This window comes from Bacillus sp. sid0103, assembly GCF_019219025.1.
This window is the reverse complement of sequence record NZ_JAHUWN010000006.1, coordinates 61,989-75,524: the sequence shown is the minus strand read 5'-3', so window position 1 is coordinate 75,524 and position 13,536 is coordinate 61,989. Positions and strand designations below refer to the sequence as shown.

Genomic DNA, 13,536 nt, shown 5'->3' with positions numbered 1-13,536 from the left:
AAATTTTTATTATTTTCAGAATAATAGTTAAAGGAATCGAAGTCAAGGCTTTTTTGAAAGCGGAAACATTATTTTTTGGTTGCCACTAAATTTTCTGCTAATTTTTGTTGATTCTCCTGATCCACATAATCCGCCTTCGTTATCATCATCTTATAAATCGCAATCAGCATGATAAACCAGACAGGTGTGACGAACAAGGCAACCCGAGTGTCTTCCGCAAGTGCAAGGACGACAAGCACGAACGCTAGGAAAACAAGGATTAAGTAATTGGAAAATGGATAAAGCGGCAACTTAAATTTGTTCACTTTCGCTAGATCTGGTCTGGTCTTCCGGTATTTCAAATGGCTGATGACCGTAATTCCCCAAATAAAGATGAAACATACGGTAGAAATACTTGTAATCAGCGTAAATACTCCTTCCGGCATAACATAGTTCAATATAACGGCAAGTAGAATGACAACAGTGGAAAAGAACAATGCATTGGAAGGTACTTTACGGGAATTAAGTTTTGCTAATGGTACAGGTGCATTTTTATCTTTGGAAAGTGTGTATATCATCCGGCTTGTACTGAAGATGGCACTGTTACATGCCGAAGCTGCAGATGTTAGGACGACAAAATTGACGACACCAGCGGCGGCTGCGATACCAACCGCTACGAAGACTTGGACAAAGGGGCTTTTTGTTGGGTTGATGGCGCTCCAAGGATAAACACCCATAATGACAATCAGGGCGCCTATATAGAAAATTAATACCCGTATAGGAATATTATTTATAGCTTTTGGGATAACTTTTTCCGGGTCTTCTGTTTCACCTGCAGTAAGTCCGACAAGTTCAATGCCAACAAACGCAAACACCACCATCTGGAATGAGAGGATAAAGCCATTTATGCCATTTGGGAACATGCCGCCATGGCTCCATAGATTCGTGAAACTGGATGCGCCTGAATTTGTGGAGAAGCCTTTAATAATCATGAAAGTCCCGATCACAATTAGTGCAAGAATCGCAATGACTTTAATTAATGCGAACCAGAATTCCATTTCGCCAAAAAGCTTTACGGTTGCAAGGTTCATGATTAGCAAAACGACTAGTGCAATTAATCCTGGCATCCACTGTGGTACACTTGGGAACCAAAACTGAGTATAGAGACCAACTGCTGTTAAATCTGCCATTGCGATTGAAATCCAGCAAAACCAGTAGGTCCAGCCAGTAATAAATGCTGCCATATTACCTAAATAGTCTCTAACAAAGTCAACAAAAGAATGATATTTCAAATTGGATAAAAGCAGTTCTCCTAGTGCACGCATGATTAAAAAGCAAATGACACCGGTAATCAAGTAAGCAAATAAAATCGATGGACCGGCTAAATGAATAGATTTACCTGCTCCAAGAAATAAGCCTGTACCGATCGCCCCGCCAATAGCGATAAGTTGAACGTGCCTGTTTTTTAAACCTCGCGACAATTTTTGTTCCTGCATATGAATTCCCTCTCTCTCTTTTCCAGAATGTTTGCAATTTTTGATGGCTTTAAATCATTTATTCCTTACGTAAAATCAAATAATTGCAAATTCATATCCTTATAAAAGTTTATATACCCTTAGTCAATTCGGCAGAAATAAGCGCTTACAATTTTTCGAAAAGTAAATATCTAACTATCAACCTAATTGTTAACTCCTCCTTTTTTTTGTTTTTTCCTATTTTTCTCCACAAAAAAAGACAGAGAAAAATAGGCGTTTCCCTATTTTCCTCTGTCCTTTTACCTGAGAGTATAACTCCTTTGGTGGCACATGGCGCTCTCCAGAGACGCGTCCTATTGTGGTCCTTTTACCTGAGAGATTGAACCCAATTTTCGGGACTTGCTCCTTCGGTGCTAAACAATGTGTTTAGACTCTCCCACAATATTCATCCGCTAGTATGAATATAAATTTATACTAGTCTATCAAAATCAAGATGTCAAATTAATTTTCAGAATTTAAATATTATTATAAATTTACAGAAACATAGCAAGTGTCTGGCACATGGTTAGAGTCTATAGAAATAAAGAGAGGAACGCTTTGCGTTCCTCTCTTTTATTGACATCCATTCGTCCCGGTAGGAACTAATCCCAGTTAAAAAAGCATTTCTTCTTTTTCTTTTCCGTAATTTTTATTCTCTTTCTTCTCTTTTTCTTTTAATACATAGCTTAGTAAGTCTAGTACAATACGGGCTGCTACTTGTCCGGTCATGCCCGTTGGGTCATATGGAGGGGCAACTTCTACTAAATCAAACCCGATGACTTCTCCTCTTTTGGAAATCCCTTCAAGCAATTCATTAACCTCATCGTAGAGAAAGCCGCCTGGAGAAGGTGTACCTGTTCCAGGCGCAATTGACGGATCGATTCCGTCAATATCAATCGTTACATAATATTTTTCGCCGGCAGGAATTAGCTCCAGCACTTCCTTAAGCCCCATCTTTCTCATCTGACGCGGTGATAGGATCACGCTGCCATATGTTCTTGCTGCTTCGACGTCTTCTTTTTTGCTGCTGCTGATCCCGCGAATGCCAAACTGAAATATTTTCTGAACATGATCCAGCTCAGATAGGCGGCGAATGCAATTTCCGTGACCATACCGCATTCCTGAGCGATGATCCGCCCAGTCTAAATGGGCATCAATTTGTATCACATGAAACGGACCTATGTCTTTTAGTCCTTTTCCAACTGCTGCTGTGATGGAATGATCGCCGCCTAATACAACCGGCATTGCACCTTTGGAAATAATTTTTCGGATTGCTTCTTCTGTATTCTCATGGCACTGCATAATATCCCCGTGTACCATGTCTACATCCCCACAGTCGACAACTTTCCATTCAGGCCCAAGGTACATAATATCGTTTTCAATATCATAAGCACCATCAAGACCGAAACTATATAATGTAGATCCTTCGCGAATTCCTCTAGGGCCCATTCTTGCTCCTGATTTCCATTGTGTCCCCATGTCATTTGGCACCCCAATGACCGCCACATCTGCGTCAAGCTGGTTCAGGTTCGCACATATTGGGTATTTTCCAAAAGTACAAATGCCTGTAAAAGGTAAATTTAAAAACTGTTTTTCATCACGATTAGACATTCATGCTGCCTCCTTCTAGATTTTCATCCTCGCTTGTTCCTAATGCAAAGTTTTCTGCCGGTGGGCCAGTTCTTAACCAAGGATTTTAAATTTTGCTTCTAAATACACAATTAATTTTCAATTAAAGTTGTGGTTTTCACCTCATAAGTCTTTTGAAATAAATTCAGATAGTCTTCTTTTGTCAAATCTCTTGAATTCGCCTGTGTACACAAATGTTTAAAGGCTCCTTCGGCTAGGAAAGGGAAGTCTTTTGGATTTACATTGCCTAAATCTCGGAAACTAGGAATGCCTATTTTATTTGCCAGCTCTTTTAACAACACAACACCCTCGTACGCCGTTTCTTCTATTGTTTTTCCTTCAGGATTTGCCCCAAGCTTGATTGCTACCTTGGCGTGCTTTTCTGGATTTGAAGGAATATTAAATTCAAATACATGTGGAAGAAAAATAGAATTCGCCACTCCATGTGGAGTATCATAGAGTCCTCCAAGTGGTTCGGCCATCGCATGTACAGCCCCAAGATCCGTGTTATCAAAGGCGATACCTGCAACTAAACTGCCCAAAAGCATATTTTTCCTAGCCTCTAAATCATGACCATTTTCTACTGCTAATGGAAGGTATTTGGCTATTAATTCAATAGCATATAGTCCCAAAGCATCTGAAAGTGGTTGAGCAACTTTGCAGGTATAAGCTTCAATTGCATGTGTGAGTGCATCCATTCCTGTAGCTGCTGTAATCGATTTAGGCAATGTTAACGTCAATTCAGGATCGACAAGTGCCAGTTTAGGAGCGATTTTCAAATCTAGTATCGCCTCCTTCTGTTTCGTAACGGTATCGGTAATGACAGAACCTCTTGTAACTTCACTACCGGTACCTGAAGTTGTTGGAATACAAATTAGTGGAGGAATTTCTCGTTCTAGTAAATTTACGCCGTAACGTTCTCTTAGCTCTCCTCCATGTGTAAAAAGTGTCCCAATTGCTTTGGCTGTATCCATTGAACTTCCGCCGCCAAGACCAATTAAGAGATCGATGTTCTCGTTTTTAAACTGTTGATAAGCACTCTCGCAATCTACATCTTTTGGATTAGGTGATATTTCATCATAAACAATATAATTGACACCTTCTTGATCTAAAGACTGTGTGATTTTTTCCAGAATTCCTGTTTGTGCAAGTCCTTTATCGGTAATAATGAGGGCTTTATTTCCACCTAATTCTTTAGCCCTTTTCCCAATATTCTTTACTCTCCCATTCCCAAACTCTATAGAAGTAGGCAGATTAAAATGAAAATCCCATAACATAATAAATTCCTCCTTTATTTTTTTAAATATTTTGAATTTAATTTCGATACTTTCTTTTATTTAATTAATTGCTAAACCATTCAGTTGGCTTAACATCTAAATTAATATTGATTTGTTTTACCTCCGTAAACGTATCCAAGCCAAAGGTTCCTAACCCGCGGCCAATCCCGCTCTGCTTGTAACCTCCCCACGGAGCTTCATTATAGGCGAGGTTATAAGCATTAACATACGTAATTCCGGCTCTTACTTTTTTAATAACCCTCAAAGCTTTGGCGCCATCTTGTGAAAAAACACCTGCTGCAAGCCCGTACGAAGTATCATTTGCCAGCTGGATTGCTTCCGCCTCATCTTTAAACTTTTGAACGACAAGAACTGGACCAAAAATCTCTTCCTGAACAATTCTCATGTCAGGTTTGGTGTCAATAAATATTGTTGGTTCAAAGAAATAACCATTTTCAAGCCCGTTGCTTGTGATACGGTTGCCACCGCAAGCTAATGTAGCCCCTTCTTCTAAGCCAATTTGAATATATTCAAGGATATTCTTCATGTGGTCTTCACTTACAAGCGGACCCATTTCAGTTGACGAATCATCCCCAGGGCCAACTTGAATCTTTTTCGCTCTTTCTACCAATCTAGCAATGAATTTATCATGAATGCTCTCATCTAACAGTAAACGGGATCCCGCATTACATACTTGGCCGGCATTGGTAAAAATTCCATTCAAAGCATAATCGATGGCTGTCTCAAAATCTGCGTCAGCGAAAACAATATTTGGCGACTTGCCGCCTAGTTCGAGTGAAAGGTTTTTAATATTTCCTGTTGCTGAATTCATGATCCTTCTACCCGTTGCTGTACTACCTGTAAAAGAAATCAGATCCACCATTTGGCTTTCCGCTATTTCATTTCCTACTGTTGAACCACCTCCTAAAACTAGATTTACAACACCAGCTGGTATCCCCACTTCTTCCATGATCTCAAATAATTTGTAAGTGGTGACCGGAGTGATTTCAGCTGGTTTAAATACAAGTGTATTTCCCGCAGCAAGCGCAGGGGCTATTTTCCATGCTCCCGTCAACAATGGAAAATTCCATGGAGCGATAAGTCCGCATACACCGACAGGTTCCCGAATAACCATGGCTTGCACAGGATCGGCAACAGAATACGTTTGACCATTTGGCTTTGTCACTAACCCAGCATAGTATCGAAAGCAATTCACGGTATCAGCAATATCAAACTCTGATTCTTTAAGGGGTTTTCCCGTATTCTCAGTTTCAAGTTTGCTAAGCTCATCTGCCTTTTCTTCAATCTTATCCGCTATTTTAAATAAGTAGGTTGCACGTTCAGATGCCAGTAAGTCTGACCAAATTCCGGAGTCAAAAGCTGTTCGTGCAGTATTAATCGCCATTTGTGCTTCTTCTCTACTTCCTTGCGGAGCCTCAGCCATAATTTTACCGTTTGCAGGATTCACAACATGACTCTTTTCTCCTCTTAATGAATCCATCCATTCACCATTAATAAACATTTTCAACTTCAGCATTTTTACAAACCTCCAGTATGTTATTTTTACCTTACATGTTGAGGGATAACCTCTCGATCAATGTCTTGTACATTTTGTGGAATCATTTCTTTATCAAAATGAAACTCAGGAAGTGGTTGGCGGAACCATTTCGTCATAAAGACAAGATAAATCAAGCCGCATGCCATCCAGATGCCCCCGAGAATCAATGCATCCCTTTCTAAATGCGACCATAACCATATCGTAAACGCTGCGCCAATGAGTGGTAATAATAGGTACCGAATACAATCCATAAAAGAACGTTTTTGATTTTTGATAAAATAATGGGCGATAACAGACAGATTTACAGATGTAAAGGCAATTAACGCTCCAAAATTGATAAACTTAATAACTTGTTCTAGGGTTAATAGAATTGCGAGTAAAGAAACTACGCCAATCACAATGATGCCAAGTGACGGTGTTTTATATTTAGGATGAATGTATCCAAATATATTTTTGGGTAATACGGAATCTCGTCCCATTGCATATAACACTCGCGATGCGCTTGTGATTGAAGCGATTCCTGAAGAGAAATTACCAATAATCACTGCTGTAATAAAAATGGACTTAAATAAATTTCCTCCGACAAGCACTGCAATTTCAAGGGCTGCAGAATCAGCATGTTTGAATGAAATGCCCGGATGCACCAATTGTGCTAAGTAAGAAGAGCCAATATACAAAACTCCGATAAACAATAGCATGATAATAATGGCTCTTGGGATCGTTTTTTCGGGATTGATTGTTTCCTCTGATAAAGTGGTGAGTGAGTCAAAACCAAGAAAACTAAAGCAAAGAATGGTAGAACCTGCCAAGATAACGGACAAGGAAACATCTGCATCAAACAATGGCTTAATTGAGAAAAGACTACCCGTCCCTACTCCTTCTGATAAACTTTTGAAGGTTAATATCCAGAAAAGGCAAACAAAAATGACTTGAGCAATAACAAAAATTTTACTCGTTATTGCTGATATCTCCACACCTAGTATGCTCGGAGATACGATGCTTGCAGTCAACACAATTACCCACACATAATGCGGGATTCCAGGAAATACAGCACTTAAAAAGACAGTGGACATCAAGCAGGTAACCATAGGCGTTAATATATAGTCAAGCATAATCGTCCAACCGACAATGAACCCAACCTCAGAATTAATAGATTTTTGCGTAAAGGAATAGGCTGAACCTGAGATCGGGTAGGCTTTCGCCATCTTGCCATAGCTAAGAGCTGTAAAAAGTATTGCTAGAAAAGCAATAATGTATGCAGTCGTAATAACACCTCTTGAGGTAACGGCAGCAATTCCATAGGTATTAAAAAACACCATGGGGTTATTCCATGCAATTCCTAAAAAAACAACCTGTGACAAAGTAAGAGTTCTTGCAAGCGCTTTCTGTTTCATAACTCAACTCCCTCCGTGTTAATAAATTTAATTCTTAGATGATTTAGAAGATTTCGTATTTTTATTGTAAACCTTGTTGTTACACAAAGGTCAATAGGTGTATTATATTTTTTAGGGGAGGTGATTTCACTGAAAATAAAGGAAAAATTAACCATTGGTGAAATGGCGAGGTTAAGAGGGGTATCAACGGAGACTTTACGCCACTATGATCGGATTGACCTCTTCAAACCTCAATATGTCGATCCCGATTCGGGGTATCGCTACTATTCTATTTTTCAATATGAAGTTTTAGGGACCATTAAAGAGTTGAGGCAACTTGGGATGAGTACGGACGAAATAAAGGATTATTTTAATGAACGTAATTTTAATAAGTCCTTGGATATTCTGAAAACCAAGCATACGGAACTTGTGTCAAAACTGAACGAGTTACATGACTTGGAGGAAAATATTCGGGGGAAAATTGGATACTTGGAGCATGTAGCGAATGAAAAAGAACTTCAATCGGTGTTTTTCCGCGAAATAGGAAGAAGGAAGTTAATTACCTTAAATGAAAAAATAAATAATAATTTGGAACTCAGTTATGGTGTTATAAGGTTAGAGAATATGCTCACCGAGAAGACACCAATTCTGGCTAGTAATAGACTAGGCATTATCATCCAGGAAGCGGATCTTAGAGCGAAACGATTTGAAGAACCATCCATTATTTTTGTAGTGGCAAAAAATAAAGAAAAAATACCAAAACAGTGTCAAATGACGGTCCCTGCTGGGTTATTTGCGTGTATTCGTTATAACGGGGAATTATTATGGAATCGAAGCGAAAGTTTGAGTAAGATATTGGAATATCTTGATGAAACCGGATATCACATAACCGGCGATGCGCTGCAAATTATGCACGTCGATATTACAATCACAGATAAACCAAATGAGATTACATTCGAAATTCAAGTTCCAGTTCAAATTTAGGGTCGGGGGACAGGCAGTTATCCCTGAGATGCTCATTGTAAGGTGGATGAATTATTGCTGGATGAAATGAACGAAAGCGCAGGTGACGATTGAAACTGAATCATTCCTTGCGCTTTCATTACTTTAGGGGGCGTATTATATAATCTTATTCAACAAAAAATTGACTTTCTCTATAAGATGGTTCTTTACACGAACATCTAGGTCCATTTCTTCCATCGTCTCTTTCAATTTGGCGAACCATATTGCGGCCCTTTCTGGAGCTATTTGAAATGGGTGACTTTCTTTAACCTGTGATACGTGCTTCCCTTCTTCCAAAGCAGATGCCTCAGAAACTAAGCGATTTATAAATACCCTTTGCCTATTTTTTAGAAGTTCTATATCCGTGTTTCTTTCTTTAAACATGTTAATATAGTAGGAATCCTTTAGCAGTTTATCATAGAAGCGGTCAACCAATTCATTCACTTTTTCCTGTTCCAATGCCATGGTCATCATTCATTCCCTCTTTTTCTTGATATGTAGTTTCTACTATCATTATAGTGTAATTAACAAACAGAGTTTGTGATTTACATCACGAAAAAGACTTTGTGGTAAGTTATTTCCTTCCCAAACAATTAATTATTAAGCTTCTTTATTACTAATTCACTCTCAATTCCCATGAACGGGTCGAAACCTTCCCGTTTACTTCAGTGATTAGAGATACAATCGAAGAAGTGATGACATACACAAAGGATTTTCAAGGAATCTGCAATGGAACTTTTTACATTCCGTTTCTCTTTCATAGATACCAATAAATTAAGCTGCCTGGAATGACGGGCAGCTTTTTGAAGTAGTTATACTAAATAATCAATCAGTTTTACTTTTGGCTGGCCAAAGATTTCCGCTTCAAGCCTTCTTCCGGTCGGGGTAGCCGCCAGTCCGCCTTCGGCTGTTTCCCTTAAAGAAGCCGGCATTGTCTGTCCTATGGCATACATGGCTCCAATGACTTCGTCACATGGAATCCTGCTCGTTATCCCTGCAAGAGCCATATCGGCTGCTGTCAAAGCATTCGATGCACCCATTGCATTCCGTTTCACGCAAGGCACTTCAACGAGGCCGGCAACCGGGTCGCAAACAAGACCCAGCATATTTTTTAAGGTGATGGCCATTGCTTCTGCTGATTGCCTAGGCGTACCGCCAGCCATTTCAACGATTGCGGCTGCTGCCATACCTGAAGCCGAACCTACCTCTGCCTGGCAACCGCCTGCAGCCCCAGAAATGGATGCATTGTTTGCAACGACAAATCCAAATGCCGCTGCCGTAAATAAAAATTCAATCATTTCCTGCCTAGTTGGATTGAGTTTATTCTTTACCGCAAATAATGTACCCGGGACAACTCCAGCCGACCCGGCAGTTGGCGTGGCACAAATGATGCCCATTGCTGCATTGACTTCATTCGTGGCAACCGCCTTACTCACCGCATCCAACAGCAATGTGCCCGAAAGTGACTTTCCGCTCTTAATATAGTTTTGAAGCAATACTGCATCTCCGCCCGTGAGCCCTGTGCGTGATTTTACTCCATTTAAGCCCCGTTCAATAGCCCGTTCCATTACCGTCAAGTTTTGATCCATTTTGGCAATCACTACTTCACGGGAAAGGCCAGTAACATCCATCTCCTGCCGAATCATGATTTCAGCTATTTTAACCTGATGTTGTTCCGCCAGCGAAACAAGTTCAGCTACATTACGAAACATAGCATTTCCCCCTGAATCTTCTATTCATTTATGTTTAGTGCCCCAAAACACTATTATTCAACCATACGGATTACACTTAAAACGTTATCCAGCTTTTGCAGCTCGCCTACCAGCTGGTCATCTATCTTTTCATCGGCTTCAATGACCATGATTGCCGTGTCGCCTTTATCTTTCCTTGCCACTTCCATATGGCCGATGTTTATTTTATGTTGCGAAAAAATGGTTGTTACCGAGCTAATTACTCCAAAACGATCATTATGAATGACCAGTATTGCGGGGTCACCCGATAATTTTAGTTTAAACGAATTGATTTCGGTTATTTCAATGGCTCCTCCGCCAATGGAGATGCCAATGATCTCCAACTCTTTATCTTCAGCAAAAAGATTAATCTTTACTGTGTTTGGATGTTCTGTAATGGCTTCTTCCTCTTGAAAGATGACCTCCATACCCATTTGTTCCGCTATTTCCAATGCCTCGGGTATCCGCTCGTCGAACGTATCAAAATCCAATAAGCCCGCAACAAGAGCTAAGTCAGTTCCATGTCCTTTATACGTTTTTGCAAATGAACCGTAAAGCGAGAGGACGGCCCTCTTCGGCTGGCTCTCGAACAGGGTTCGGGCAACGCGGCCAATCCGGACAGCACCAGCAGTATGTGAACTGGAAGGCCCAATCATAATCGGACCAATGATTTCAAATGCTGATCGATATTTCATTGTTTTCACCTGAGTTCTATGATTAAGATTCTCTACTTAGTTGTTACGTTTGATTTCTTAGCGTCCAGCCTTCAAATAAAAATAGGGACAATTTATAAAAACTGTCCCTATTCTGATATTTAAGTTTACATCGCTTTCTTATCTGTCAGATCCTCTGCTTGAAGATCTGCAGGTACACGCTTGTTTATTCCAAAAGCATAAAAGCTGATTGCCACAATAGCCAGGAAGACGATACCAGCGATTAGTGAAACACGTGTGTCTTCGTTGAACCACATACCAACAAGAACCGCTGTCAGATAGGCAATTGTCACATAGTTAGTGACAGGCGCAAATGGCATTTTGAATGGATGGCTGGCCATTTTGGCAGCGTGGACCTTCCTGAACTTGATTTGGCTAATCAGAATGACAAACCAAGGAACCATCCCTGGAAGGACACTTGAAGCATAGACGTACACAAACAGTTTTTCTGGTGCAATAAAACTTAAAACAACTCCAACGCCAAGTCCGATCAGTACGCCAATTGTACCGAATAAAGGCACACCGTTACTCGAAACCTTCGCAAACGCTTTTGGAGCTTGTCCATTGACTCCAAGAGTATAAAGCATGCGCCCTGCGCTGTAGATCCCGCTGTTGCAGCCAGACATCGCTGCAGTGATAACAACAAAGTTAATGATTCCGGCTGCAGCTGTAATACCGATTTTTGCAAAAGTTGCTACGAACGGGCTTCCAAGAGAAGACAATTGATCCCATGGATAAACTGTGACAATAACAAAAATTGCGCCAATATAGAACACGAGGATACGCCAGATTGTACTTTGAATCGCGTTCCTTATCGTTTTCTGAGGATCTTTCGCTTCACCAGCTGTAATACCGATAAGCTCTACACCTTGATACGCACCAACAACAAGTGATAGGGCAAAAAGGAATCCTTTCACTCCGCCAGTAAAGAAGCCGCCATTTTTCCAGAGGTTTGATAGTCCGGTCGCTTCTCCTCCGTTGCCAAAGCCGAAGAAAATCAGGCCGAAACCTGCAACAATCATCAATACAATCGTAACTACTTTAATCAAAGCAAACCAAAATTCGAATTCACCAAATGATTTAACAGAAATAAAGTTTGCCGCTCCAAGGATAATCATTGCGATTAGGCCTGGAATCCACGCAGGAAGATCTGGAAACCAATACTGCATATATGTGCCGATTGCAATAACTTCCGCCATGCCGACAACTACCCACTGGAACCAGTTGCTCCAGGCAGTCATATATCCCGCTATTGGATGAATATACTTATATCCAAATGTTGCAAATGAACCTGTACTTGGTTCTAAATAGAGCATTTCGCCCATGGCGCGCATAATCAAATATAGAAAAATTCCTGTAATTCCATAAGCTAACATTACGGATGGACCCGTCCAGCCTATTGTGCTGGAAGAACCCATAAATAGACCTACACCAATCGTTCCGCCCAAAGCAATCATTTGAATATGGCGTGAACTTAAGCCCCTACTCAATTCCTTGTTTGCCATTTCATTTCCCCCTCTGTACTGCTTATTGTCAAAGCAAGATGCATATACATCCCTTGTTCATATTTTGTTATGCAAGGATAACTTACAATAACATAATTCCCACGAAACAGTCCACCTGAAAAATACAATTGTCTTTTTTTAACGAATGGATTATAATAGTTTGGTAGACGGAAGATTATTCCCTTTACCCAGTTTTCAGAAATTAAAAGGCTAATACAAGCTCCCTAAAAGGAATGCCTAATTTCTCTGATAAGTTTTCCAGCATATCTTTTGTCATACGATCCAGGTCGTATTGTGGATTGAAATCCCATTCTTCACTTGCGGCGGAGGCATCAATGCTATTTGGCCATGAGTTTGCAATACCTTGTCGTACAGAGTCAACATTGTATGAGATTTCAAATTCAGGAATGAATTTCCTAATTGATGCAGCAATTTGTTCAGGCTCAAAGCTCATGGCAGTGATGTTAAATGCGTTGCGGTGCTTCAATCTTGAAGGATCTGCCTCCATTAATTGAATGATTGCATCGATAGCATCTGGCATATACATCATGTCCATATAGGTTCCTTTGCCAATGAAAGATGTATATTTCTTGTTTTTAAGAGCTTCATAGTAAATATCTACCGCATAGTCGGTTGTTCCCCCACCTGGAAGAGTCTTGTACGAAATCAGTCCTGGGAACCTTACTCCGCGTGCGTCTACACCGTATTTAGTAAAATAGTAGTCACAAAGCAATTCACCAGCTACCTTGGTGACACCATACATAGTGGCAGGCCTTTGTACCGTATCCTGCGGTGTCATATCTGCAGGTGTTCCTGGTCCGAAAGCGGCGATGGAGCTCGGTATAAATAATTTCAGGTTTATCTCACGGGAAACTTCAAGGGCGTTCATAAGGCCACCCATATTCAGGTCCCATGCGAATTTTGGTTTTGTTTCTCCTACTGCTGACAATAGGGCTGCAAGATGCATGAGGGTGTCAACTTCATATTTTTTACAAAGGCCTAGCATTGCTTCGTAATCCATAACATCAAGGATTTCAAAAGTACCGTTTTCGATAACTGGATTACCTTCAATATGGCGGATGTCTGTTGCAACAACGTTTTCTGTTCCGTACACTTCCCTGAGACGGTGTGTCAATTCAGAACCGATTTGGCCTAGACTGCCAGTAATAAGAATTTTTTTCATATGACGAGACCTCCTGAGGTTTCTTCTATCAATTTTCAACTGATGCAAGTATTCTGTTATTCTTTGTAAAATT

The 13,536-nt window shown here is 40.3% G+C and carries 11 protein-coding genes and 1 riboswitch; of the genes, 1 reads left to right on the top strand and 10 read right to left on the bottom strand.

The genetic code is table 11. The features are described from left to right. Positions 1-68: 68 nt before the first annotated feature. The 5 genes from KW850_RS08680 to KW850_RS08660 form a co-directional block, all read right to left on the bottom strand. Positions 69-1,475, bottom strand: a complete 1,407-nt coding sequence (locus tag KW850_RS08680) for an amino acid permease (RefSeq protein WP_218347165.1) — start codon at positions 1,473-1,475, stop codon at positions 69-71. A gap of 328 nt (positions 1,476-1,803) precedes the next feature. Further along, positions 1,804-1,903: riboswitch (glycine riboswitch) on the bottom strand. 202 nt (positions 1,904-2,105) lie between these two features. Then, entirely contained in the window at positions 2,106-3,104 is a 999-nt protein-coding gene (gene speB, locus KW850_RS08675) for an agmatinase (RefSeq protein ID WP_218347164.1), read from the bottom strand. A 110-nt stretch (positions 3,105-3,214) separates the two neighbouring features. After that, a complete protein-coding gene (locus tag KW850_RS08670) occupies positions 3,215-4,399 on the bottom strand; it encodes an iron-containing alcohol dehydrogenase (RefSeq protein WP_218347163.1) in 1,185 nt (394 codons plus the stop codon). 64 nt (positions 4,400-4,463) lie between these two features. Next, a complete protein-coding gene (locus KW850_RS08665) occupies positions 4,464-5,936 on the bottom strand; it encodes an aldehyde dehydrogenase family protein (RefSeq protein ID WP_218347162.1) in 1,473 nt (490 codons plus the stop codon). Positions 5,937-5,962: 26 nt separating this feature from the next. Beyond that, a complete protein-coding gene (locus KW850_RS08660) occupies positions 5,963-7,351 on the bottom strand; it encodes an APC family permease (RefSeq protein WP_218347161.1) in 1,389 nt (462 codons plus the stop codon). Positions 7,352-7,471: 120 nt separating this feature from the next. Between KW850_RS08660 and KW850_RS08655 the strand changes: the two genes are divergently transcribed. Then, positions 7,472-8,314 (top strand): MerR family transcriptional regulator, encoded by an 843-nt coding sequence (locus tag KW850_RS08655; protein WP_308128771.1) that lies wholly within the window; start codon positions 7,472-7,474, stop codon positions 8,312-8,314. Positions 8,315-8,449: 135 nt separating this feature from the next. Here KW850_RS08655 and KW850_RS08650 read toward each other — a convergent pair whose 3' ends face one another. The 5 genes from KW850_RS08650 to KW850_RS08630 form a co-directional block, all read right to left on the bottom strand. Continuing rightward, positions 8,450-8,803, bottom strand: coding sequence for a globin domain-containing protein (locus KW850_RS08650; RefSeq protein WP_218347160.1), 354 nt, complete (start codon positions 8,801-8,803; stop codon positions 8,450-8,452). 341 nt (positions 8,804-9,144) lie between these two features. Then, positions 9,145-10,044 (bottom strand): L-serine ammonia-lyase, iron-sulfur-dependent, subunit alpha, encoded by a 900-nt coding sequence (gene sdaAA / locus KW850_RS08645; RefSeq protein WP_218347159.1) that lies wholly within the window; start codon positions 10,042-10,044, stop codon positions 9,145-9,147. 53 nt (positions 10,045-10,097) lie between these two features. Beyond that, complete coding sequence (gene sdaAB / locus KW850_RS08640; protein ID WP_218347158.1) at positions 10,098-10,757, bottom strand: L-serine ammonia-lyase, iron-sulfur-dependent subunit beta; 660 nt, start codon at positions 10,755-10,757, stop codon at positions 10,098-10,100. 125 nt (positions 10,758-10,882) lie between these two features. Further along, entirely contained in the window at positions 10,883-12,280 is a 1,398-nt protein-coding gene (locus KW850_RS08635; protein WP_218347157.1) for an amino acid permease, read from the bottom strand. Between the two features lie 202 nt (positions 12,281-12,482). Further along, positions 12,483-13,463 carry an L-threonine 3-dehydrogenase gene (locus KW850_RS08630; RefSeq protein WP_218347156.1) on the bottom strand — a complete coding sequence of 327 codons (981 nt, stop codon included), beginning with the start codon at positions 13,461-13,463 and terminating at the stop codon, positions 12,483-12,485. Between the last annotated feature and the right edge of the window lie 73 nt (positions 13,464-13,536).